This window comes from Sporosarcina sp. A2 (assembly GCF_050858885.1).
Lineage (GTDB): Bacteria > Bacillota > Bacilli > Bacillales_A > Planococcaceae > Sporosarcina.
On sequence record NZ_CP193898.1, the window covers coordinates 656936 to 679073 of the forward strand.

Here is a 22138-nt window from a genome sequence, read left to right on the forward strand (position 1 = left end):
ACTTCAAGTTCCATTGCTTTTTATTGACGGTCCTCCGATGGTAACAATTTTTGAGTTGTCAAAAGAAGAGAGCACGTCGATTTACTGGTCAGGGAATGACTCGGAATTAGTAGGAGAAGCCGAACAATCAGTAAATCAAGTTGTACCTGAAGAGGTAGTTGCAGCAACGATGGACTCTGCTATGGACTCCCCAATAGTGAAGAAACTTCGCTATTTGTCAGAGCCGTTTCCTCGGTCTGCCTATCGTCCTCTTCAATTTTTAGTGAACGGCCAACTTCTGACTGGTGATATTTCAGTAATGACGGATTCTCAGATTGCTCTTGAAGTGCAGCAAGAAAGTAAAGACATGAATGAAATCCGTACGCTCGATTTACAGGAAATAGAAGAGGTTTTTTGGAAAGGCTCGCCATTTAGATAATTTAGCGCGCTGCAGGCTAACCGGTTTGCGTCGTTTTTAGGTAAAAATAACAAAAGGAGACTTCCCATTTGGGGAGTCTCCTTTCGTGCATCGCGGGGTGATGCTTATGCTGGTGTTGAACACTGTGTAACAAACGTGTCTTTGATACATTGAATGGCGCAGAAACAGTTCAAATCAACTGTAATACAAGACTTTGTTGCTCTGAAACGTTCTACTTTACATAGTCTTTCAAGACTTACTTTGCCACAGTCAATAATATCGACTGGTTTACCGTCTTTGTCTAATGGCTCAAGAACCATTAGAGTTGCACAGCAGTTGTCAAAGATGTTTTGTACTCTGAAGAAGACAGAGAAACAGCTAATGCCATGATGAGTATGGCTCTTCGGACGATACATCGCTTTAAAGAAGTCACCATCTTCAGTTAGCAATGAAAACACCCGTGTATTGAAGCGCTCATTTGCCGGGTTGACAAGACTACCAAGTGGTCTCATGAAGCAGTCTGTGTCGCAATCGAAACAATCATCGTCTGTGTGCGTATCCTGAAGGCGCTTAATGAAGCGAACTGCCTCACAAACACAGTGTCCTTGAATCGGGTTCACCTTATCCCCCGTATTTTCGTTCTTTCCACATCCACAACTCATTGATTATTTCCTCCTCTCGTTTGTTCTCTATACCTTATGGAACTATGCAACCTACTGGCAGGGCGCTTGAACCATTATGAATAAAATGTATGTAAACTAGACATACTGATGAAAAAGGGGGGACTGACGATTCGTAACCTATTGCTGCTTATTGGAATTATATTATTGCTAGCTGGCTGTTCCACATCCATCGGTTTTCAAACGGTTAATACAACAGATCTTGATGTCCGGAAAGCTGAAACCTTGTTAACAGAAGACAAACGTATTAAAAATGCAGTTTTGCTTGTCCATGAGGATCGGCTCATTGCAGGCTTACGTGTAAATACATTTGAACGGTTTAGAAAACGAGCGATTGCAGAAGAACTTTCTAAAGAACTAAAAGAATTGTATCCAAAATTGAAAGTTACAGTTTCTGCAGATAGTAAGGTGTTGCTAGAGACGAATAAGTTAATCGAAAAAGGGGACGAAGAGCATTATTTGAAGAAGATGAAAAAAATCAGTTCACTTGTAAAGGAAGAGACGTAATGGATAATAAAAAGTATCAGCAACTGGAACAACAGATTACGCCTAAACCAACGTATGTGAAGAACTGCGTTGCTGCCTTTTTAGTTGGTGGAGCTATATGTTTAATCGGTCAATTCGTCGCACTTTTCTATATTACCTTTTTCGATTTTACTGAACGAACTGCTAGTAATCCGACAGTGGCTACGATGATTTTCTTTTCTATGTTATTGACCGGATTCGGCTACTACAAAAAAATTGCGCAAGTCGGTGGTGCAGGTAGTGCTGTTCCGATAACAGGGTTTGGAAATGCAATGATTTCATCAGCAATTGAACATAAATCAGAAGGCTATGTGTTAGGGGTCGGAGGAAACATGTTCAAACTTGCGGGGTCCGTCATTGTATACGGTGTGTTTTCAGCGTTTGTAGTAGCTCTCATTAAAACGATTCTCGTAGGATTAGGAGTGGTATCTTGGTAAACAAACGAGGTTTACTCACATTTTCCTCTCAGCCAGTAATTGCATCCACAGGCGTGACGGTAGGACCTTTAGAGGTGAAAAAAAGTCCTTTTGCGAAGTATGCTGATAAACAGTATGATGACGAACGCTGTGGGTTGAAAACAAATGAACAAGGACATGCCAAAATGATGGAGGACGCATGTATGATTGCATTGAGTAAATTGGATAAGACCCCTGCAGATGCTGAATTTGTTTTAATGGGAGATTTAGTAAATGAGATGACACCATCCAATTTTGCAGCGGGTACGATTGGAATTCCTTATTTAGGAATGTTTTCAGCGTGTGCTACGTCCGTGTCCTCTCTATTGATGGCTGCGTTATTAACTGAATCCAAAATGGCACAACTAGTTGTAGCGGGTTCTTCCAGCCAACATAATGCAATTGAACGTCAATTCCGTTATCCACTCCTATATGGAAGTCAAAAAGGAGTGACCGCACAATGGACGGCCAGCGCTGCAGGAGTAGCTACTGTTATCCCTTATATAGAAGGAGCTCCGGTTATCACGTGTGGAACCATTGGAATTGTTCAGGATCTTGGTTTAACTGATCCTCTTAATATGGGTGCTGCGATGGCACCTGCTGCTGCGGATACATTCAAGCGTCACTTAGAAGGACATGGGACTGACGTTACCGATTATGATTTGATCATGACGGGCGATCTCGGGAAAATTGGTTTTGAGTTATTTAAAACGTTGCTGGACCGATGGGAATATGATGTATCGTATACATTTCGTGATGCGGGAGCAGAGTTTTACGGGAAACATCCGGAGTTTCTTGCGGGTGCGAGTGGATCAGGTTGTTCTGCATCAGCTTATTTTTCAGAAGTATACGATAAACTGCTTTCCGGTACGTACAAAAGAGTGTTACTAATTGCGACGGGTTCGTTAATGTCACCTCTTTCCTATCAGCAAGGAGATACGATTCCATGTATTGCACACGCAGTGGAAATCCAAATGAAATGAGTGGTTAGATTTGCTGTCCATTTATATAACAAGTTTTATAGTGGGGGGACTGATTTGTGTAGTCGGTCAGTTGATGATGGATGTGGGAAAACTCACTCCAGCCCATACATTATGTACATTAGTTGTTCTCGGTTCGATCTTGGATGGCTTCGGGCTCTATGAGCCGCTCATCGACTTTGCAGGAGCAGGAGCCACTATACCGATTACCTCTTTCGGAAATGCATTGACCCATGGAGCTCTTGTAGAAGCCGAAAAGCATGGAATCATTGGAGTCTTAACAGGTATGTTTGAAGTAACAAGTTCAGGAATAAGTGCTGCAATTATATTCGGCTTCATCGCTTCTATAGTATTTAAGTCAAAAGGAACAGTCTAATTAGTCTCCCAAAAATAAATGTGCGAATGTCCCGCCCGTTTCGCTGTGTCTTTGCATAGGATACAGAGAAGAGAGGGGGGATTTTCTTATGTTTGGAAACCAATGCTACGGAGAACCACGTTATGAAGGTGCTTGCGATCGCGGATGTAACCAAGGAGGAGGCTCGACATTCGTACTACTTGTCGTGTTGTTCATCCTATTAATTATTGTTGGAAGTGCGTTTTGCTAATTGAGAGGGGGAAATAGGAGTATGAATGACTCCTTCTTTAAGAAAATCGAATCCAAGACGGGCGTACCGATGGAAGAAGTATTTGCTTTAGCAAATGCTCTCCAACATGCAGATTTTAAAGATGAGCGGCAAGTTAGGAAAATCATTCAAAATGTTGGAATGCTAGCAAATAAGCAAGTACCACAACATTTAGAAGACGAACTCGTAAACTCACTTGTTTCAAGTGGTAAGCCATTAAACATCGCAGATATTACAAAAATGCTAGGAAGATAAAATTGTAGGTTTAGCATTTCTGTGTAAGGGTATAGGTAACTATCAACTTACTCGAAAAGGAAGGTGAAGGCAATGGGTTACCTACTGCCGATTCAGAATATCCAATCACAAATGTATGCCAACCGTATGGAGAATTCTTCCCCTTCTTTTTCTTATATTGACAGAGTCCAAACTGTTAAATTAAAGACTGAACAAGAAGAGTGGGAAAAAGTTATCCGACGTGAACGTGAGCGGAACTCTGAACGAGAGTTTGGCGATGCTCCAGGTAAGCAACATCCATTGTCTCCTGCAAAAAAAGGATTCATCCAACCGAACCCTACAACTCTATCCAAACAAGTAGCAATTGTCGTAGGAAAAGGTTTAGCGATTAACGAATATGCTTAAAATCAATCCAAAAGATCCCCACTCTCAAATGAGAGTGGGGATCTTTTTAATTAACTCGTTGTGTTAATTTGTTTTTCCATTGCACGATGTGGGATGTCCGCATCCATAAATTCAGGCGATGCAACAAAATAGCCTAGTTTTTCGTAAAAAGGTATTGCATGAGACTGAGCATTCAACAAAATCTTTTGAATGCCAGCCTTTTTTGCATGCTCTTCAAGCGTGTTCATAATTAGAACACCTAAATGCTTTCCACGGTATTCTTTTAATACACAAACGCGCTCAACTTTACCAATATCACTTGCGATATTGCGAATTCGTCCAGCCGCAATGGCTTTCGGGCCGTCATACACAATGAAGTGAGATGCAGACTGGTCGAATTCGTCAATTTCCATAGACAAGGGAACCCCTTGCTCTTCTACAAATACTTTCTTCCGTACAGTAAATGCAGCTTCACGCTCGTGTTCGGTCGTAGCGATCATTACCTCGTACAAATCAGTTTTCCTCTTGAAGACGGAACGTTTCGTAGACTGTCCAAGATCCATCCTCTAACTGGTATAGAAGATGAATGCGATCGACCATTTCAGTGTGTTCAGCACCGATCATCTTCAACTGTCCAATAATATCATCATGCTCACCGGAAGTTAGACTTTGAGCAATGGTAATGTGAGGGACAAATGCGTATTGTGGAAGAGGACCGAAAAATTCCTCATTATTTAGAGCGCCATGCAATGCAAGTAATTCATCATTTGGAGTTGCTTTAAAGTAAATGGTATTTGTAATCGGTGCAAATGAACTAACCTTTGATACATTTAGTTCGAAAGGTTTTTGTTTGCTAGCAACATTACGTATAGCATCAGCTACTTCTTTAATTTCAGTTTCATCCGCATCAAAAACACCTTTTACAGTCATATGTGGAGTGATCTGAGAATAGTGGGGATCATACCGCTTGCGATATGCGTTTGCTAAATCTTGCAATTTTTTTGATGGAAATGCTACAACACCGTATTTCATACAAAAAACCTCCTTAGGAAAGTGAGTACAATTCTACTATCAAGTATAGCAGAATTGTTTGGAATTGTCCGATATGTTATTGGCCATAAACCATTTTAACAGCGCGCCGCACATCTGGTTGCCAAAATTTCCAAGTGTGCTCTCCATTAAATTCTTCATAGAAGTAAGGAAATCCTTTATTCTCGAATAATTTATTGAGCGTCCGGTTCGGTTGTAGAAAGTCGAGCTTACCGTCAATTGTAGTTGCTACTTCAGTTTCTCCTGTTCCAATCACATGATATACCGATAGACTGGAGGGATTTGAAGAGGATTCGACAGCCGCCATTACTTTTTCGTCTACGTAAGGAGATTGAAGAATAACGTTTCCAAAGCAATTGGGGTATTTAAGAGCAGTTTGTAACGATACGGTTGCGGCTAATGAATCTCCAATCAGTCCACGTCCGCCACCCACTTGATAAGTCGGATAGTGTTCGTCGATATAAGGAACGAGCTCGTGTCCAAGGAAACGAATATAATCTTTTTGACGATCTCCATCGGGATGGTACATTCTCCGACGCTCAGCAACAGATTTATAAGGAATGCCAACTACGATCACATTTTCGATTTCTTCCTTGTCCAAATACTCGTCGATTACTCGACCAATTCGACCGTATTGAAAGTAGTCTTTGCCATCGGAAGCAAAAAGTACTGAGTATTTATAGAGTGGAGAATAATTATAAGGTAGGTAGATAAGCAAGTCCATTTCTTCCTGAAGGGACTCACTGTAAAATTGAATGTCATGTATCTTTCCTTGGTTCATTTTTCCTGCCTCCTAACAAGTCTAGTATAGGAGATTGTAACATAGGATGACTGGAGGGTATAATGTGCACGATTGACGAAAGTCAAAATAAGTTGAAATCAGAAGGAGATGGAGTATATGTTTGATGGGAAAAGCAAAGTACGTTCAGAAGTAATTGCTGAGGCAACAAAAGAAGCATTGCAACGTCGTGGGGTTGAATTGATTGATATTGCGAAGATAGTCTATGAAATGCAAGCTCCATACAATGAAGAGTTACAGCTTGAACAATGCGTGGACTCCGTCGTAAATGTTTTAAAGAAGAGAGAGCTTCAACATGCAATTTTGGTTGGTATTGAACTGGACGAGCTATGTGAACAGGGTAAATTGTCTCAACCATTACAAGATATCGTAGCATCAGACGAAGGTTTGTTTGGAGTCGATGAGACTATTGCGCTTGGCGCTGTATTTACTTATGGATCAATAGCGGTAACGTCGTTTGGTCATTTAGATAAAAATAAAGTTGGAATCATTAATGAGTTAGATACTAAAAAAGGAAATCATGTGCATACATTTTTAGATGATTTGGTTGCAAGTGTCGCTTCTTGTGCAGCAGCACGAATTGCACACCGGTCACGGGACTTGGAAGAAGCAGGATTGACATTTGATGATGTGAAGGATGCTGCAAAGTAACTAAATTAGGCTGTAACGTGGGTGAAGAGCAGATATTTATGCTCTTTTCTTTTTGATTATTCCGTTATGAAAACGATTTCAAATAAGTTTGTTTTCTGAAAAGGATTGACAATTGAACCCGCCTACATGGTAGAATGAATATTACTAGAAAACTAGATAACTAGGGGGTCATTGTATGAATAAGAAACTTTTGGGGCTCATTTCGATGCTACTCATTGCAGTGCTTGCACTTGCAGCGTGTAACTCATCGGATGATGTAGGGGAAAAGGACGATGGAGCAAAAGGGGATTCAGATAGCAGTAAAGAATACAAATTCCTCAGTGTTTTAACTGGAGGAACTCAAGGTACGTACTACGCTCTTGGTGGTGCAATTGCTGAATTTATCGAAAGTGATACAGGCGTGAAGACATCTGCTGAAGTATCTCAAGCATCAGCTGCCAACATGACAGCACTTAAAGATGGTAACGCTGAGATCGCTTTCGTTCAAACCGATATCGCTTATTATGCACAAGAGGGCGAAATGATGTTTGAAGGAGACAAAGTGGACACTGTATCTGCAATCGGAGCACTTTACCCGGAAACAGTACAGTTAGTTACACTCGACAAAACAGGAATCAAAACATTTGAAGACTTAAAAGGCAAGAAAGTATCCGTTGGTGCACCAGGTTCTGGTACATATGCCAACGCAGAGCAGCTTCTAGAAATCCACGGTCTATCTATGGATGACATTAAGCCGCAAAACCTGGACTTTGGGGAGTCTCAGGAAAGTTTACAAGCGGGTCAAATCGATGCAGCATTCATTACAGCAGGTACTCCTACTGGAGCTGTTGAAGGTTTGAACGCAGTTGCAAAAGTATTTGTTGTTCCTGTTGAGGACGACAAAGCTGATGAGCTAATCAGCAAGTATAAGTACTATGCGAAGGAAGTTATTCCTGCTGGAACTTACGGTTTGGCTGAAGATACACCTACTGTTTCTGTAGGCGCTATGCTTGTTATCCAAAACGAAGTACCTGAAGATCTTGCTTACGAAATCACAAAAGCAATTTACGACAACGCTCCAAAATTGCAGCACGCAAAAGGGAAGTTGATCAAAGCTGAAACTGGCTTAGACGGAATTGGAATTCCGGTTCACCCAGGTGCTCAAAAGTACTTCGACGAAGTAAACAAATAAAAGAATGAATGATTGACGGGGCGGTGAGGCGATCGATGCTTCATCCGTCCCCTTCTTCATTCATAGAACTGTATGGAGGTGGGCGGATGAAACGGTGGAAGATTCCGTTAGGTTCCTTTCTCGTCCTTCTACTTATTAGTTTTTTCTTCGTTATACCAGTTAAACAAGCTTTTACGTTTAGCGAAACACGAACGGAAACCCCTGAATTGGTTTATCTCGCAATCTCTGATGAGACAGAATTTCAAATCCGTTATGTCCATTCGATATTTTTAACGAATGTTTTTGAAACGTATCGCATCCAAAAAAATCAGTCGTTGAAATTTTTAACTATGCGCTATGAGGACGTTGGAATTGGATTGCCGGCATATGCAGAAGAAGGCGAGACGTTAACTGTAACAAATGAAGGTATTTATACACTTACATACGAAGACAAAATCATCGATTCGTTCATTCTTTATATAGGTGACGTTGATGCGCAGTTAGCCTTTGCTTACAAAGGGAAGGAAACCGATTTAAAGGCTTACTTGAAGCGTGGCTACTCGTATGAGTTCCGCGTGAAGAGGCTTACTTTATACGAACTTATGAAAGGAGTTAACATGAATGGCTAAAAGAGATAAAGAACGGAAAGCGGATTTGATTACAGATCCAAATGATGAACGTTTTGAAACGCTTTCTGAAAAAGAACAATTAGAACTCCTTCAAAAGTATGATCCAGAATCGAATACGAGGGATTTAGCGGGGGTTTTTGGGAAAATTGTATTCTTCGGGTTATTAGCATTCTCGATTTTTCAATTATACACGTCAATTGGAACGCCATTCACTGCGTATATACAACGTTCGATTCACTTAGGGTTCGCACTTTCACTAATCTTTATACTATTTCCAGCGCGAAAGAAACCGGGGATCAAACGCAATAAAGTTCCGTTTTATGACATAATTCTTTCGGTTCTTTCCATAGGTGTCGGACTTTATTGGCCACTTAATATGGATGAACTCATCTTGAGAGTGGGCCGTGTATCTGATCTAGATTTAATTGTTGGTATAATAGCTGTCTTATTAACGATGGAAGCCGCTCGACGTGCAGTCGGTTTACCAATTACAATTATTTCGGCTGTGTTTTTAGTATATGCATTTTTAGGGCCGTATTTCCCGGGGTTCCTAGCACACCGTGGACAGGATATTGATAGTTTAGTTCAACTAATGTTCTATACAACGGATGGAATATTAGGAACGCCGATTAGCGTATCTGCAACATTCATTTTTGTGTTCTTGTTATTTGGTGCTTTCTTAGTCAAAACAGGCGTAGGAAACTATTTTAACGACTTGGCGGTAGTACTTGCTGGTAGATTGACAGGGGGACCTGCAAAGGTTGCTATTTTCTCCAGTGCCTTACAAGGAACAATTTCAGGAAGTTCAGTTGCAAACGTAGTTGGATCAGGTTCCTATACGATTCCGATGATGAAAAAGCTCGGTTATCGTAAAGAATTTGCCGGTGGAGTAGAAGCGGCTGCATCTACAGGTGGACAAATCATGCCGCCTATTATGGGAGCTGCTGCGTTCCTAATGGTTGAGTTCATTGGCGGAGTGACGTATTGGGAAATCGCGAAAGCCGCGTCTATCCCTGCATTGTTGTATTTCACAGGAATCTGGATCATGACACACTTTGAAGCGAAGCGAATCGGACTTGAAGGGATGAGTCCTGAAGAGATTCCGAATCGTAAAGAAACATTGAAGAAGATTTACTTATTACTACCTATTATCGGGATTATCGTTTTCTTGTTGTTAGGCATTCCTACAATGAAGGCAGCATTACTAGGTATTGTGTTAACGTTGATTGTTAGCTCGTTTAATAAAGAAACACGTCTTAGCTTTAAAGATATTATCCAAGCACTTGTAGATGGAGCGCGAACAGCACTAGCTGTTGCTGCAGCGACGGCGTGTGCGGGTATTATCGTTGGAGTCGTTGTGAAAACTGGTCTCGGACTAAGTTTGGCAAATGGTCTTGTTTCTGCTGCTGGTGGGAACATATTGCTCACACTTATTTTCACAATGTTTGCTGCGATCGTGTTAGGTATGGGATCACCAACGACAGCAAACTACGTAATCACTTCAACAATTGCAGCACCAGCGATTATTACATTGCTTATGTTGGATACACCAGACGCGACTGTTCCAGTAGTCGTTGCGATTTCTGCTCACTTGTTCGTATTCTATTTCGGAATTATTGCAGATATCACGCCACCAGTTGCCTTGGCAGCTTTTGCGGCATCAGGCATATCAGGTGGTGACCCAATTAAAACCGGGGTCACATCCGCTAAACTCGCTATAGCAGCGTTCATTATTCCATATATGTTCGTGTTTAACCCTGCGATGCTAATGATTGACTCGAGTATCGGTGAGATTATATGGGTAACCGCCACAGCCATTATTGGGATGATCGCAATTGGAGCGGGACTGATTGGTTATTGGTATCGTAAACTCAACTGGATTGAGCGGATTATTACAGCTGCAACTGGATTAATGCTCATTTATCCGGAAACGAAAACAGACTTCATCGGACTAGGGCTATTCGTAATCCTGTTTGCGATTCAATTAGTGACGAAAGATAAACATAAGAATAAAGAAGAGGAAACTGCCACAGTATAAGTGTAGCCCGTCTGTTAAACTATGCAGACGGGTTTATTGTTTGTAACTTTATTCTAGTAGAAACGTCTAAAGTTAAACGAAATGAAACGAAGGAGGAAGACGAGCGTGAAGTTTATAAAAGGACTCATTGCTACAGTCGTAGTGATTGCACTTGTACTAGGTGCAGCTTATTATTTTGGAACGAATTGGATTGCTGACAAAGCGATGACTCAAGTGACGACACAACTTGAAAGCAGTGGTCAGTTAGATTCATTTAAAAAAGAAATCAATGATAATCCAGAAGTGCAAGCTTATTTGAAAGACGCACAAACAGCAGATCGGAGTAAGTTGCCGATCAAAACTAAAGAACAAGCGACACGGGTTGTCCTAAAGAAATTCAGTGTCAGTGAGTTGCAAGATCTGCAAAAAAAAGCCCAGTCAGGAATGTCTTCGCAAGAACAGCAACAATTGCTACAACAAGTTGAAAGTCGTCTTACTAAAGAGGAATTGCTGTCATTAAAAGTTTTGGCGCTCGATGAACTCTCAAAGTAAAACGTATGCTAAAATGTCAGGGACAGTTCAATCGCCAATTCAAAGGCGCCATGGACTGTCCCTGCTTTGTTGTTTCTTAAGCGATTGGATTTCAGTTGTTAAGTATTGAATATGCGCCTTCATTTCCTTTAACTCGTTCACTAGTTCACTATTGTTAGGTTCGTTGTTTTGTTCATTTTTTTCTTCCTCAATCGCGAGTACAGCAGCATAGGTCGAAATGGACTGTCCTATGATCGTGACGATACTACCTAAAACATCAACCTTCGCAGCCTGGCCGCCAGGTTCGAGGCCGATAAAGTCCAAACTATCAGGATTTACCACGGCATGCCCTCCTGTATACAATCTCCCTACTTCAATGTATGCATTTGACGGATAGAGGTGAATGACTCTCCTTTAAAATGAAAAATATTTTTGCGAATTGTATTGCGTGAGTTCTAGTTTCATGGTATTATCAAACATGTGCTTAAGTTCGAATCAGTGAAAGTATGGTCGATTCAACTTCACAATTTTGAAACAATCCCGATTCCTTAGCTCAGCTGGGAGAGCGCTACCTTGACAGGGTAGAGGTCGCTGGTTCGAGCCCAGTAGGAATCATTGGGTGCCAAACCCACGGAAGTATCGTCGGAACAACGATACTTCTCCACAAGCAGTCCTATTAGGCCGTATGCCTAGGGACTGCTTTTTTATTTTAATCTAAATACAACTATACTTTATTTAAACCCCAAAAAAGGTTGGTTCACAAGCAGCAGACATGTTCTGCCTAACTTGATGAACCAACCTTATATGCATTTATAGAGCGTATTGTGCGTGTGATGAAATCTTGAGAACGAAAAGCCCTTCTGTAACTATTAATAAAATCATAGCAATTGGAGCTACAGCTGGGAATGTGAAGAATAGAATGCCTGTAATGATCATTAGAACAATCACCATAGCAGGGAATTTTTCTAGACTCGTTATGTTAGAATACGAGAGGGAGTCCTCGTTAGTAGTACGGATTACCAAAATGAATTGCTGAATGATGTGAACAATCATGATCATCCCAGCTACTGCAAGTGCTACCAGACTTAGTGCTAAAATTGTGCTAGTTCCAGTGGAAAGAGGAATTGTTTTAATCGAGTGCCCCGTTCCATTTAGGACTGCAAATCCAAGACTATGCAAGATCATAAATAGAGCAAATGGTAGAACACGTTGGATACCGTTCATCTCATTGCTCATACTTCTTAATCCTGTGTAGATGAGACCATAGCCAATGATATTTGTAGCATAATACAGAACTCCGGTGTCGATGAACTGCAAGTTGAATTTGGCGAATACAAAGAGAATTCCTAGAATAAATAGTTTCACTGGTAACCTCCTATTAAAAAAAGTTCGGTTAACTTCTATCATTTATTAATTTTACAATATTCTAACATATTTAACAAGGTGATTCCTAGAACGCCACTAACTATAAAGTAGGGAGATTTCACGTATGAAAATTGAATTGAACTTAACATTTGCATATGATTTTGACCGTGCGCTGGAAAGACTTTCAGGAACGCCTATAAATTATGTAGATCTTCAAAAACGGATCGTACGAGTTCCAATGGAAGAAGGAAATATAGTCACGATTCAAGCATCAGGTACATTACAAAAACCTGTATTCTTCATCGAAGGGTTAAATGATGAAGAACAACTTAACCACATTAAATGGATTTTTCATTTTGAAGAATCGCTTGACGGGATTGCTGCTCATTTTTCTCAAACTGATTTAGCTCCAATTTTTCAAGAACACATTGGTACACCACTTGTCAGGAGCTTTTCACTCTATGGAGAGCTCATGAAAAGTATTATTCATCAGCAATTAAACATGAAATTTGCGAATACGCTCCTTATGCGATTCGTAGAGAAATACGGTTCGAAACAAGAGGGGATCTGGTGCTATCCTAAACCAGACCGCATTGCATCCCTAGAAGTAGAGGAGTTACGCGAATTGCAGTTTAGTACAAGAAAAGCGGAGTATGTGATAGGACTTTCCCAAGCAATTGCTTCAGGAGTATTAGATCTTCAGTCGCTCCGAATGAAAACTGATGAAGAAGTGACTACGGAGCTAATTGCGTATCGGGGGGTTGGTCCATGGACCGCTCAAGGTTTTCTGATGTTTGGTCTCGGCAGAACGAACTTGTTTCCTACAGCGGACATCGGACTCCAAAATGCACTCAAGTCACTATGGAAGTTGGATCGGAAACCTACTCAAGATGAAATGCGTGCGAGATTCCAAGATTGGTCTCCTTATTTAAGCTATGCTGCATTGTATCTGTGGCGAAGTATTGAAGTGACCGCGAAGAAGTAATATAAAAAGAGAGTCGGTTGGATGATCAATCGGCTCTCTTTTTATATTGTATTGAATAATTGTACGGTCTAATGCTTTAGTCATACTAACGATTTAAAAGTTGTATATCGAAAATTCAAAAACACTATTGCATATAGTCTATTCATTCCTGTATAGTTGATTCATATCTTGATAATAACTGAATATTATATATTCGGCGAGAGGAGAATTAAATGGCTCAATTTCATTTAACACCTAATTCTGTTCAAGAAGTGTTAGAGACGCACGATGAAGACGTGATCGTTACAAATCATGAAGGCATTATTATGAAAGCGACGCGAATCAGTGGTCATAGATATGGTATAGAAGCAGAAGATTTAATTGGCAAGTCAGTCTATGAACTTGAAAAGCAAGGAATCTTTTCTCCTGCTATTACGCCACTCGTCCTGAAGGAGAAAAAGAAAGTTGTTCGAATTCAGGAAACGAAAACCGGATCAAAGATATTAATTACCGGCATGCCATTTTTTAACTACAACGGTGATGTAGACTATATCATTAGCTATTCGTATGATGTCTCTGAGTTGCTAGTCATCCAGGATTACATGAAAGAAATTGAATATGAAATGTCTAAAGTGCAAGAAGAAGTCCAATATTTACGTCGACAAATGTTTAGGAAAAAGGATTTCATAATGAGAAGTAAAAGTACCGAGGAAGCTTTTTCAACTGCGCATCGTATTGCTCCACTCGATGTATCAGTTGTACTGTACGGTGAGCCAGGTACAGGGAAGACAACGATTGCGAAAGAGATACACAAAGAAAGCACCCGAAGTAATGGACCGTTTATAGAACTAGATTGTGCAACGATTCCTGAATCCTTATTTATAAAAGAACTTGTTGGAGAAGAAGTAGATGGTCATGCAACGGTCCCTGGTCTGCTAGGGATTGCTGAGGGAGGGACGTTATTCCTCGAAAATATTAATCGCATGACGCTTCATTTACAAACGAAACTTGTGAAAATTTTAAAAGAGGAACGTTTTCAACCTAATGGATCTGATTCGTATCGAATCATGAATGTGCGTTTCATTTCTTCAACAGAAACTGATTTACAGAGTTCTGTAGCAGAGAAATCGTTTCTGAGTGAGCTATATTACTTGCTCAACATAGTTCCTATTCGTTTATATCCTTTACGAGAAAGGGTTGAGGATGTAAGCGCTCTCATAACTTGTTTTCTTCACTCATTCTGCCTAAAGTATAACACTAAGAAAATGCTGACAGATCGCGTCAATGCTCAATTACTACAATTAGAATGGAGAGGTAATATTCAAGAACTTCGACATGTCATTGAACGCTTGGTTGTTAATAGTGAAGGAGAAATTGTTGACGTTCATGAGTTGCCTCACGAATATCGATTACCAGAAGACGAGTTTTCAGAGTTCAACTTTGAAGGTGAAACGTTGCCAGATATTTTAGAGCAAGTAGAGATGCAAGTAATTAATCGAGCAAAGAAGCGCTATAGAACCACTACTGAAATGGCGAAAATTCTAGGAATTAGTCAACCCTCAGTCGTGCGTAAATTAAAGAAATATAAAAAAACGGAATCTAATATACAAATATAGTGTTGAATAATTATTCATTTAAGTCTATATTAATTCAATAAGATATTTCGATAGATAGTACATGGAGGTCATCATATGCAAAAACAAACAGATAATAAGCAAGACTGGGTTCACATGGTAGATTCGATTGGAAACTTTTTAGCACCGAGTATGGCGAAGGATCATCCCAATTTGCCCGTAGTAAAAGCTGAAGGGTGTTATTACTATGGAGTTGATGGAAAAGAGTATCTAGATTTCACTTCAGGGATTGCGGTTGAAAATGTAGGTCACCGTCATCCGAAAGTCGTGCAAGCGATTAAAGATAGTGCAGATCATCTAATCCACGGCCCGTCTGGTGTCATCATCTATGAATCTATTTTGAAGTTAGCTGCAGAGTTGCAAAAAGTGTTGCCGGCGCAACTGAATAATTTCTTCTTCGCTAACAGTGGAACTGAAGCAATTGAAGGAGCACTTAAGCTTGCTAAATATGTGACGAAACGTCCTTATGTAGTTTCCTTTACAGGATGTTTCCACGGTCGTTCCATAGGAGCGCTCAGTGTAACCACATCTAAGAGTAAATATCGTAAACATCTCCAACCTTCATGGTTGGCGTATCAGCTCCCTTATGCGCTTCCAGAATATTTACCTGAAGGTGCAGATCCAGAAGTGTTTTTCGCAGAGAAACTAGAGCGTGATGTGAAAGAACTATTTAACCATCAAGTTGATGCTGAAGAAGTTGCTTGTATGATCATCGAGCCGATTCTAGGTGAGGGTGGTTATATCATTCCACCAGCATCATGGCTTAAGAAAATTCGGGAAATCTGCGATCGCCACGGGATTTTATTGATCTTTGATGAAGTTCAGACCGGTTTCGGTCGTACAGGGAATTGGTTTGCAGCTCAGACGTTCGATGTAACACCAGATATTATGGCTGTCGCAAAAGGAATCGGTGCAGGGTTACCACTTAGTGCAACAATTGCTTCGAAAGAATTAATGGACCAATGGCCACTAGGTGCTCACGGGACAACATTTGGAGGGAATCCAATTGCTTGTTCTGCAGCGCTTGCTTCCTTGGAAATTATTAAAGAAGAGAAACTACTTGAAAATGCTCAAGTAATGGGTGCCTACGCAATGGCAAGGTTATTGGAGATGAAAGAAGAATTTCCAGCCATTCGAGATGTCCGGGGTGTCGGATTGATGATCGGTATTGAGTTAGGGGACCCGAAAACGGGCGAAGCTTCTGGGGAAATCGTAATGGAAGTTCTCGACAAATGTTTGGCTGACGGAGTGCTTTTCTATCTCTGTGGGAATTTGGGTGAAGTGATTCGAATGATTCCACCGCTTACAATTTCAAAAGATCAGATTGACACAGGGCTTCACGTGTTGAAAACAGCTATTCAAACCGTTTCACACTAAAAGGGGGAAAAGCCATGTCTGTTGCGTTCAAAGGGGAAAATACAAGTTCAAAAAGTACTGTTTGGAAGTTTCTGATTCCATCACTTATTGGGATATTACTATTTTTAGTACCTATCAAAGTGAATGGAGAAGTCACAATCGGGGTTGGGGTCCTCGCTTCATTACTTTTAAAAGGTGCTGGGAGTTATATTCCACATTTCATATTAGTGCTACTGGCTGTTACGGTTGTGGTAACGCTAGTTACGGTAGCATTTAAGCCTGCTATAATTGTCAATCGACCCTTTTTGAAAAATGTGTTCCTAGTCGGTTGGTTCGGAATTACAATGCGCGTATTTGGTCTAGCAGTTGGAGTTATGGCTTTCTTTGAGATTGGACCAGAATTCATAGCGTCTCGTAACACGGGTGGCGTCGTGTTATATGACTTAGCCCCAGTTTTATTGACATGGTTCTTGTTCGCAGGAATTTTGCTTCCACTCTTATTAGAATTTGGCTTGATGGAGTTTGTCGGAGCTTTACTGAACAAAGTAATGCGCCCGCTATTCACCTTACCAGGTAGGTCGTCTATTGATACGATGGCTTCATGGATGGGTGCAGGGACTGTCGGTGTATTAGTGACGATGAAGCAATACGATGAGGGCTATTATACAAAACGTGAAGCGGCTGTCATCGCTACTACGTTTTCCATTGCTTCAGTAGCGTTTTCGCTAGTAGTTGCAAAAGTCGCGAATATTGGTCACATGTTTGTTCCATTTTATATTACAGTTACGATAGCAAGTTTAGTTGCTGCTGTGCTTATGCCAAGGATTCCACCGCTTTCTCGGAAAGCAGATACGTACTATGAACCAGTTGGACGAAAGATTGATGAAACCAAGCCAGAGGGCATATCAAATATCCAATGGGGCTGGAGTCAGGCATTAGACAAAGCAAGTGCTGCTAAAAGTCCAATCGGATTAGTGAAAGATGGAGTTCAAACCGTATTAGATATTTGGTTAGGATTGATTCCACTTGTCATGAGTCTAGGTGCGCTTGCGCTGATTGTTGCAGAATTTACACCAGTTTTCAGCATTATTTCGTATCCGCTTGTTCCGATACTTGAACTTATGCAACTTCCTAACGCAGCTGAAGCAGCACCGACGATGTTAGTTGGATTTGCAGATATGTTTTTACCAGCAGTGATTGGTGGTTCGATTGACGCAGAAATCACGAGATTCGTTGTCGCTGCGCTTTCATTAACACAGCTCGTGTACATGTCTGAAATCGGAATTTTAATTTTACGTTCCAATATTCCAGTATCCTTCCTAGAATTATTTATCATCTTTATTCAGCGAACGATTATTACGTTACCAATCATTGTGTTGATTGCTCACGTATTCATTTTTTAAAGCAGAAGGAGAGTTATCCACTCGGTTGTTAGTAAACGCTGAGATGGATAAGGCTCCTTTCGTTTTTATCCGAAAAGGGGAATTGTAATATGATTACTGCAACAGAAATACTACCCAAATTTGAAAACCTATTAGAACGTAAAGCATATGAAAAAATTAGAAGAGAAGCATTCGATTACATTGCTAGGGGAGCAGGTAGTGAAGCGACGATGCAAGAGAATCTTCGAGCTTTTTCAAAATGGAAAATCCGACCTCGCATCTTGAGAAATGTTTCAGAAATTGAGTTATCGTGTACTTTGCTCAATCAACAGCTCTCTTCGCCATTGCTAGTTGCGCCGATAGGAGTTCAAAGGATAGCTTATCCTGAAGGGGAATTAGCTTCAGCGAGAGCTGCGCGACAATTGGATGTCCCGTTTGTTGTTAGTAGTGCTGCTTCTTATTCCATGGAAGATATTGCGAATGAGTTAGGAGATAGTTCACGATGGTTTCAGTTATATTGCTCTCTCGAGTATTCTGTAACGAAAAGTTTAGTACAGCGTGCTGAGACGAATGGCTATTCTGCAATTGTCATTACAGTTGATACTCCTGTGTTAGGTATTCGAGAAACGGACGCACATAATCAGTATTCTCCACTAGAAGAAGGAGAGGGATTCGGAAATTACATGAACGATCCAGCGTTCCGTGCATTGCTGGAGCAATCTCCCGAAGAAGATATGAACGCGGCATTGCAAAAACAAATTGAGATTATTGATCAGCCAAGCCTTGATTGGGAGGAACTGAAAAAAGTACGAAAACTAACGAACTTACCAATCTTGTTGAAAGGAGTTTTACATCCTGAAGATGCGAAGTTAGCCCTAGCGAACAATATCGATGGAATCATTGTTTCCAATCATGGTGGACGACAGTTGGACCATTGCATCGCTTCATTAGATGCTTTGCCAGATATAGCGCATGTCATACAAAAACGAATTCCCATTCTACTGGACAGCGGAATTCGAACAGGCGTCGATGTATTCAAAGCACTCGCACTAGGTGCAGACGCAGTCTTACTAGGTCGTCCTCTCATCTATGGTCTTGCTATTAATGGAGAAGACGGCGTAAAACAAGTCATCCAGAAAATTCACCACGAACTCGAAATCTCCATGGCATTAGCAGGAGTCCGAACAGTTCAAGAAATCAATTCAAATTTTCTCTTTAAGGAATAGATGAGAAATATTCTATACAATGAAATATTAAAGAAGTTTCTAATTAATAGAAGCTATGTTGATTGAAGTGGAAGATGGCAACCTAAGTTCGCCGAGTCCTGCGGCAACGGTTGCATGACCTACATCATGCAGGCCCGCGACTTAGGGAAATCCCCGATCCATCTGAAACGTAAATCAACACCGTTAACTGTTCCATTCATAAATACCAAATTTAAAAGCTGTCCCAAAAAGTCATATAATGACCTTTTGAGACAGCTTCTATTTTTTTTTAACCTTATTTAACCATATAACCCCAATGCATCGTGAACAATGTCCCGAAAATCGTGACAAGTCCTACAAACAAGGCATAGAGAATGTTCATATACAGCGTCTTGCTCTCTGCGTTTTCTTTCACGTGCATGAATAGGAACAGTTGCAATGCGGCTTGGACAAGCGCAGTGACAACGAGAATTGTCATCCCTGCTGCAAATGATAAGTCAAAGAGTACTGTAACGAGAGCTACAAGTGAGAGTAATAGGGAGAATAGAAATCCCATAACGTGCTGTGCCGGAAAAAGTTGTTTCATCTTACATCAGTCCTTTCAAGTAGACGAAGCTGAAGATGAAAATCCAAACAACGTCAAGAAAGTGCCAATACAATGAGAAGATGAACGACTTATTCGTAGTTTCTGGTGTAAATCCACGCTTTTTAATTTGTAGTAAAATCGCGCCACCCCAGAGAAGACCGAACGTTACGTGCAATCCGTGTGTTCCTAGAAGAGTGAAAAGGGCAGATAGGAATCCGCTCGTCTGGATTGTTGCACCTTCACCTACATACGTTACAAATTCATATACTTCGACTCCAAGGAATGCAGCGCCAAGTACTAACGTGATACCAAAGAACGTCATCATCGGCTTTTTCAAGCCAAGTCTCATAGCGTGTACACCTAATCCAATCGTAAAACTACTTGAAAGAAGAAGGATTGTTTCAATCATGACCGGACTGAGATGGAACAAATCAGAAGCGGAAGGTCCAACATTCGTATTAGTTTGCAACGTAAAGTACACCGCAAACAAAGTAGAGAAGAGGGCAATTTCTGCCCCCAGGAAGATCCAGAATCCGAGGATCTTCATTTTATTTTCTTCGGTACTATATTCCATTGGTACTGAGTGATCAATTTTCATGCTGTTCACCTCGCAATGCGTTTTCTGTTCGTTCTATTTCTTCAACAGAAATGTAATGTCCGTGATCTTTTTCAAATGAGCGATACGCTAGTGTTCCTAAAATCACAACACCAAGGACAATCGCTGGAATCCACCAGCTGAATACCATGAAGAAGCCCCATAAGAAGAACGCTGCGCCCATAATGATAGGCAAGCCACTATTATTCGGCATATGGATAGGCTCGTACTTACCAGTTGCAAGTGGTTTTCCTTCTTTCTTCGCATACCAGTGAGCATCCAAACTATTTACAGTAGGGATCAACGCAAAGTTATATTCAGGTACTGGGCTATGCGTGCTCCATTCGAGTGAACGAGCATCCCATGGATCGCCTTTGATATTACGTGGGCTATAACGAACGCTCCAGTAGATATTGTAGACAAGGATGATGAAACCAATCGTAAGACCAATTGCACCGACCATGGACAACATGTTGAGTGCGCCGTATCCAGTGCTTGCTGAATACGTATACATACGACGTGTCATTCCGTTTAATCCGAGAATGAAGAGAGGGAAGAACGTTACGTTAAAGCTGATTGTGATAAACCAAAATGCGAGCTTTCCGAGCTTTTCGTTTAACATGAAACCGAATACTTTCGGGAACCAGAAATGGAATCCAGCGATAACCCCGAACACAGTACCAGGAATCAGTACATAGTGGAAATGGGCAACTAAGAACATCGTATTATGATACTGGTAGTCAGCACTTGCCATCGCAAGCATGACTCCTGTTACGCCACCAATTGTGAAAATTGGAATGAAGGCCAGTGCATACAACATTGGCGTGGTGAAGCTGATCTTACCTTTTCGTAACGTAAACAACCAGTTGAATATTTTAACACCGGTTGGTATCGCAATCGCCATCGTCGTGATGGAGAAGACGCTGTTGACCATAACTCCGTGACCCATTGTATAGAAGTGGTGAGCCCATACAACAAAAGATAGAAGTGAGATTGCAACCATACTAACAACCATGGATTTATAGCCATACAGGTTTTTACGAGCGAATGTAGAAATGATTTCACTGTAAATACCGAAAGCAGGCAAAATAACGATATATACTTCAGGATGTCCCCAAACCCAGAACAGGTTGGCCCAAAGCATGTCCATCCCGCCACTTTGCATGGCGAAGAATTGTGTTCCAAATTGACGATCGAGTGTCATCAATGCGAGTGCTACTGTTAATACAGGGAATGCAAAAACGATAATGACGTTTGTGATCAAGACAGACCACGTAAACATCGGCATTTTCATGAGTGTCATACCAGGTGCACGCATTTTTAAAATCGTTACTAAGAAGTTAATACCCGTTAGGAGAGTACCGATCCCGGCAATTTGTAATGCGAGTGAATAGTAGTTATTCCCAACTGTTGGACTGAACTCAATACTCGCAAGTGGGAAGTATGCAGACCATCCAGCATCCGGTGAACCACCGATGACGAACGAGATATTGAATAGCATCGCACCAGCAAAGAAGAGCCAAAAGCTGATTGCGTTTAATCGAGGAAATGCGACATCGCGTGCTCCAATTTGAAGAGGAATCACGACGTTCATTAACCCTATAATAAATGGCATCGCCATGAACAGGATCATAATAACCCCGTGTGTTGTAAAGATTTCATTGTAATGTTGACCATCTAGCAATCCGTTATCAGGAATAGCGGTTTGAGCACGCATTAGCAGTGCATCGACGCCTCCACGGAAGAGCATAATTAGTGCAGCAAGAACGTACATGACCCCGATTTTCTTATGGTCAACCGTAGTAAACCAGTTCGTCCAAAGCCAGTTCCACTTTTTAAAGTATGTGAGCGCAATCGGAATCGCGAGAGATACAACAACAATACTTACCATCGCCGCGTAAATCATCGGTTCACCGGTTACGAAAAATTCGTCCCATTTCATATCG

At 41.0% G+C, this 22138-nt stretch carries 27 protein-coding genes and 1 tRNA gene; 19 read left to right on the forward strand and 9 right to left on the reverse strand.

The features are described 5' to 3' along the window. Nucleotides 1–13 precede the first annotated feature (13 nt). The gene (locus ACRPI0_RS02850; protein WP_432354704.1) at nt 14–418 is read left to right on the forward strand and encodes a hypothetical protein; all 405 of its coding nucleotides are present in this window, start codon (nt 14–16) and stop codon (nt 416–418) included. A gap of 104 nt (nt 419–522) precedes the next feature. Here ACRPI0_RS02850 and ACRPI0_RS02855 read toward each other — a convergent pair whose 3' ends face one another. Continuing rightward, on the reverse strand, nt 523–1059 hold the full coding sequence (locus tag ACRPI0_RS02855; RefSeq protein ID WP_432354707.1) for a CotY/CotZ family spore coat protein: 537 nt from the start codon (nt 1057–1059) through the stop codon (nt 523–525). 108 nt (nt 1060–1167) lie between these two features. Between ACRPI0_RS02855 and ACRPI0_RS02860 the strand changes: the two genes are divergently transcribed. The 7 genes from ACRPI0_RS02860 to ACRPI0_RS02890 all read left to right on the forward strand — a co-directional run bounded on the left by ACRPI0_RS02860 (nt 1168) and on the right by ACRPI0_RS02890 (nt 4299). Further along, nucleotides 1168–1584, forward strand: coding sequence for a hypothetical protein (locus ACRPI0_RS02860; protein WP_432354709.1), 417 nt, complete (start codon nt 1168–1170; stop codon nt 1582–1584). Then, on the forward strand, nt 1584–2039 hold the full coding sequence (gene spoVAC, locus ACRPI0_RS02865) for a stage V sporulation protein AC (RefSeq protein ID WP_432354710.1): 456 nt from the start codon (nt 1584–1586) through the stop codon (nt 2037–2039). Before ACRPI0_RS02860 ends, spoVAC begins: the two co-directional genes overlap by 1 nt. Beyond that, entirely contained in the window at nt 2033–3040 is a 1008-nt protein-coding gene (locus ACRPI0_RS02870) for a stage V sporulation protein AD (RefSeq protein ID WP_432354711.1), read from the forward strand. The genes spoVAC and ACRPI0_RS02870 overlap by 7 nt, the downstream gene beginning before the upstream one ends. Nucleotides 3041–3050: 10 nt before the next feature. Continuing rightward, nucleotides 3051–3413 carry a stage V sporulation protein AE gene (gene spoVAE, locus ACRPI0_RS02875; protein WP_432354712.1) on the forward strand — a complete coding sequence of 121 codons (363 nt, stop codon included), beginning with the start codon at nt 3051–3053 and terminating at the stop codon, nt 3411–3413. 88 nt (nt 3414–3501) lie between these two features. Continuing rightward, complete coding sequence (locus ACRPI0_RS02880; protein WP_432354714.1) at nt 3502–3642, forward strand: YjcZ family sporulation protein; 141 nt, start codon at nt 3502–3504, stop codon at nt 3640–3642. 21 nt (nt 3643–3663) lie between these two features. Further along, nucleotides 3664–3915: a stage VI sporulation protein F gene (locus ACRPI0_RS02885; RefSeq protein WP_432354716.1), complete on the forward strand. Its 252-nt coding sequence runs from the start codon at nt 3664–3666 to the stop codon at nt 3913–3915. 72 nt (nt 3916–3987) lie between these two features. Beyond that, entirely contained in the window at nt 3988–4299 is a 312-nt protein-coding gene (locus ACRPI0_RS02890) for a hypothetical protein (RefSeq protein ID WP_432354718.1), read from the forward strand. A 50-nt stretch (nt 4300–4349) separates the two neighbouring features. Here the strand turns inward: ACRPI0_RS02890 and ACRPI0_RS02895 are convergent, their stop codons facing one another. From ACRPI0_RS02895 to ACRPI0_RS02905, 3 genes are all read right to left on the reverse strand, one after another. Further along, complete coding sequence (locus ACRPI0_RS02895) at nt 4350–4790, reverse strand: GNAT family N-acetyltransferase (RefSeq protein WP_432354720.1); 441 nt, start codon at nt 4788–4790, stop codon at nt 4350–4352. A 1-nt stretch (nt 4791) separates the two neighbouring features. Further along, nucleotides 4792–5310, reverse strand: a complete 519-nt coding sequence (locus ACRPI0_RS02900; RefSeq protein WP_432354721.1) for a YjcG family protein — start codon at nt 5308–5310, stop codon at nt 4792–4794. A 76-nt stretch (nt 5311–5386) separates the two neighbouring features. Further along, nucleotides 5387–6109, reverse strand: a complete 723-nt coding sequence (locus tag ACRPI0_RS02905; RefSeq protein ID WP_432354723.1) for an alpha/beta hydrolase — start codon at nt 6107–6109, stop codon at nt 5387–5389. Nucleotides 6110–6226: 117 nt separating this feature from the next. Here ACRPI0_RS02905 and ACRPI0_RS02910 point away from each other — a divergent pair, with 117 nt between their 5' ends. The 5 genes from ACRPI0_RS02910 (at nt 6227) to ACRPI0_RS02930 (ending at nt 11126) form a co-directional block, all read left to right on the forward strand. Next, nucleotides 6227–6778, forward strand: coding sequence for a phosphatidylglycerophosphatase A family protein (locus ACRPI0_RS02910; protein ID WP_432354725.1), 552 nt, complete (start codon nt 6227–6229; stop codon nt 6776–6778). 175 nt (nt 6779–6953) lie between these two features. Then, complete coding sequence (locus ACRPI0_RS02915; protein ID WP_432354728.1) at nt 6954–7949, forward strand: TAXI family TRAP transporter solute-binding subunit; 996 nt, start codon at nt 6954–6956, stop codon at nt 7947–7949. Between the two features lie 86 nt (nt 7950–8035). Next, nucleotides 8036–8557 (forward strand): DUF1850 domain-containing protein, encoded by a 522-nt coding sequence (locus ACRPI0_RS02920; protein WP_432354730.1) that lies wholly within the window; start codon nt 8036–8038, stop codon nt 8555–8557. Next, entirely contained in the window at nt 8550–10595 is a 2046-nt protein-coding gene (locus ACRPI0_RS02925; RefSeq protein ID WP_432354732.1) for a TRAP transporter permease, read from the forward strand. Before ACRPI0_RS02920 ends, ACRPI0_RS02925 begins: the two co-directional genes overlap by 8 nt. Before the next feature lie 105 nt (nt 10596–10700). Then, entirely contained in the window at nt 10701–11126 is a 426-nt protein-coding gene (locus ACRPI0_RS02930; RefSeq protein WP_432354734.1) for a hypothetical protein, read from the forward strand. Nucleotides 11127–11165: 39 nt separating this feature from the next. Here ACRPI0_RS02930 and ACRPI0_RS02935 read toward each other — a convergent pair whose 3' ends face one another. Further along, nucleotides 11166–11447 carry a hypothetical protein gene (locus ACRPI0_RS02935; protein ID WP_432354736.1) on the reverse strand — a complete coding sequence of 94 codons (282 nt, stop codon included), beginning with the start codon at nt 11445–11447 and terminating at the stop codon, nt 11166–11168. 200 nt (nt 11448–11647) lie between these two features. On the opposite strand from ACRPI0_RS02935, the gene ACRPI0_RS02940 reads away from it, so the two are divergent. Continuing rightward, nucleotides 11648–11720 (forward strand) — tRNA-Val (locus ACRPI0_RS02940). A 195-nt stretch (nt 11721–11915) separates the two neighbouring features. Here ACRPI0_RS02940 and ACRPI0_RS02945 read toward each other — a convergent pair. Next, nucleotides 11916–12470 (reverse strand): hypothetical protein, encoded by a 555-nt coding sequence (locus tag ACRPI0_RS02945; RefSeq protein ID WP_432354738.1) that lies wholly within the window; start codon nt 12468–12470, stop codon nt 11916–11918. A 124-nt stretch (nt 12471–12594) separates the two neighbouring features. On the opposite strand from ACRPI0_RS02945, the gene ACRPI0_RS02950 reads away from it, so the two are divergent. The 5 genes from ACRPI0_RS02950 to ACRPI0_RS02970 all read left to right on the forward strand — a co-directional run bounded on the left by ACRPI0_RS02950 (nt 12595) and on the right by ACRPI0_RS02970 (nt 19032). Beyond that, nucleotides 12595–13455 (forward strand): DNA-3-methyladenine glycosylase family protein, encoded by an 861-nt coding sequence (locus ACRPI0_RS02950; RefSeq protein WP_432354739.1) that lies wholly within the window; start codon nt 12595–12597, stop codon nt 13453–13455. Nucleotides 13456–13667: 212 nt separating this feature from the next. After that, on the forward strand, nt 13668–15050 hold the full coding sequence (locus ACRPI0_RS02955) for a sigma 54-interacting transcriptional regulator (RefSeq protein WP_432354741.1): 1383 nt from the start codon (nt 13668–13670) through the stop codon (nt 15048–15050). A gap of 75 nt (nt 15051–15125) precedes the next feature. Beyond that, entirely contained in the window at nt 15126–16445 is a 1320-nt protein-coding gene (locus ACRPI0_RS02960; RefSeq protein WP_432354743.1) for an aspartate aminotransferase family protein, read from the forward strand. A gap of 14 nt (nt 16446–16459) precedes the next feature. Beyond that, nucleotides 16460–17827, forward strand: a complete 1368-nt coding sequence (locus ACRPI0_RS02965; protein WP_432354745.1) for a YjiH family protein — start codon at nt 16460–16462, stop codon at nt 17825–17827. Nucleotides 17828–17916: 89 nt separating this feature from the next. Then, nucleotides 17917–19032: an alpha-hydroxy-acid oxidizing protein gene (locus ACRPI0_RS02970; RefSeq protein ID WP_432354747.1), complete on the forward strand. Its 1116-nt coding sequence runs from the start codon at nt 17917–17919 to the stop codon at nt 19030–19032. A gap of 274 nt (nt 19033–19306) precedes the next feature. Here the strand turns inward: ACRPI0_RS02970 and qoxD are convergent, their stop codons facing one another. Genes qoxD through qoxB form a run of 3 tightly spaced genes read right to left on the reverse strand, consistent with a single transcriptional unit; the run spans nt 19307 to nt 22134 of the window. Continuing rightward, complete coding sequence (gene qoxD / locus ACRPI0_RS02975) at nt 19307–19597, reverse strand: cytochrome aa3 quinol oxidase subunit IV (RefSeq protein WP_432354752.1); 291 nt, start codon at nt 19595–19597, stop codon at nt 19307–19309. A gap of 1 nt (nt 19598) precedes the next feature. Further along, nucleotides 19599–20195 (reverse strand): cytochrome aa3 quinol oxidase subunit III, encoded by a 597-nt coding sequence (gene qoxC, locus ACRPI0_RS02980; protein ID WP_432354754.1) that lies wholly within the window; start codon nt 20193–20195, stop codon nt 19599–19601. Further along, nucleotides 20185–22134 carry a cytochrome aa3 quinol oxidase subunit I gene (qoxB, locus tag ACRPI0_RS02985; protein WP_432354757.1) on the reverse strand — a complete coding sequence of 650 codons (1950 nt, stop codon included), beginning with the start codon at nt 22132–22134 and terminating at the stop codon, nt 20185–20187. Before qoxB ends, qoxC begins: the two co-directional genes overlap by 11 nt. Nucleotides 22135–22138: the final 4 nt, after the last annotated feature.

Bases quoted from the DNA above. Each gene is read 5' to 3' on its own strand.
- ACRPI0_RS02855 (WP_432354707.1), bottom strand. From the start codon at position 1,059: ATGAGTTGTGGATGTGGAAAGAACGAAAATACGGGGGATAAGGTGAAC.
- ACRPI0_RS02860 (WP_432354709.1), top strand. From the start codon at position 1,168: ATGAAAAAGGGGGGACTGACGATTCGTAACCTATTGCTGCTTATTGGA.
- spoVAC (WP_432354710.1), top strand. From the start codon at position 1,584: ATGGATAATAAAAAGTATCAGCAACTGGAACAACAGATTACGCCTAAA.
- ACRPI0_RS02880 (WP_432354714.1), top strand. From the start codon at position 3,502: ATGTTTGGAAACCAATGCTACGGAGAACCACGTTATGAAGGTGCTTGC.
- ACRPI0_RS02885 (WP_432354716.1), top strand. From the start codon at position 3,664: ATGAATGACTCCTTCTTTAAGAAAATCGAATCCAAGACGGGCGTACCG.
- ACRPI0_RS02890 (WP_432354718.1), top strand. From the start codon at position 3,988: ATGGGTTACCTACTGCCGATTCAGAATATCCAATCACAAATGTATGCC.
- ACRPI0_RS02900 (WP_432354721.1), bottom strand. From the start codon at position 5,310: ATGAAATACGGTGTTGTAGCATTTCCATCAAAAAAATTGCAAGATTTA.
- ACRPI0_RS02905 (WP_432354723.1), bottom strand. From the start codon at position 6,109: ATGAACCAAGGAAAGATACATGACATTCAATTTTACAGTGAGTCCCTT.
- ACRPI0_RS02910 (WP_432354725.1), top strand. From the start codon at position 6,227: ATGTTTGATGGGAAAAGCAAAGTACGTTCAGAAGTAATTGCTGAGGCA.
- ACRPI0_RS02915 (WP_432354728.1), top strand. From the start codon at position 6,954: ATGAATAAGAAACTTTTGGGGCTCATTTCGATGCTACTCATTGCAGTG.
- ACRPI0_RS02920 (WP_432354730.1), top strand. From the start codon at position 8,036: ATGAAACGGTGGAAGATTCCGTTAGGTTCCTTTCTCGTCCTTCTACTT.
- ACRPI0_RS02925 (WP_432354732.1), top strand. From the start codon at position 8,550: ATGGCTAAAAGAGATAAAGAACGGAAAGCGGATTTGATTACAGATCCA.
- ACRPI0_RS02950 (WP_432354739.1), top strand. From the start codon at position 12,595: ATGAAAATTGAATTGAACTTAACATTTGCATATGATTTTGACCGTGCG.
- ACRPI0_RS02955 (WP_432354741.1), top strand. From the start codon at position 13,668: ATGGCTCAATTTCATTTAACACCTAATTCTGTTCAAGAAGTGTTAGAG.
- ACRPI0_RS02960 (WP_432354743.1), top strand. From the start codon at position 15,126: ATGCAAAAACAAACAGATAATAAGCAAGACTGGGTTCACATGGTAGAT.
- ACRPI0_RS02965 (WP_432354745.1), top strand. From the start codon at position 16,460: ATGTCTGTTGCGTTCAAAGGGGAAAATACAAGTTCAAAAAGTACTGTT.
- ACRPI0_RS02970 (WP_432354747.1), top strand. From the start codon at position 17,917: ATGATTACTGCAACAGAAATACTACCCAAATTTGAAAACCTATTAGAA.
- qoxD (WP_432354752.1), bottom strand. From the start codon at position 19,597: ATGAAACAACTTTTTCCGGCACAGCACGTTATGGGATTTCTATTCTCC.
- qoxC (WP_432354754.1), bottom strand. From the start codon at position 20,195: ATGAAAATTGATCACTCAGTACCAATGGAATATAGTACCGAAGAAAAT.
- qoxB (WP_432354757.1), bottom strand. From the start codon at position 22,134: ATGAAATGGGACGAATTTTTCGTAACCGGTGAACCGATGATTTACGCG.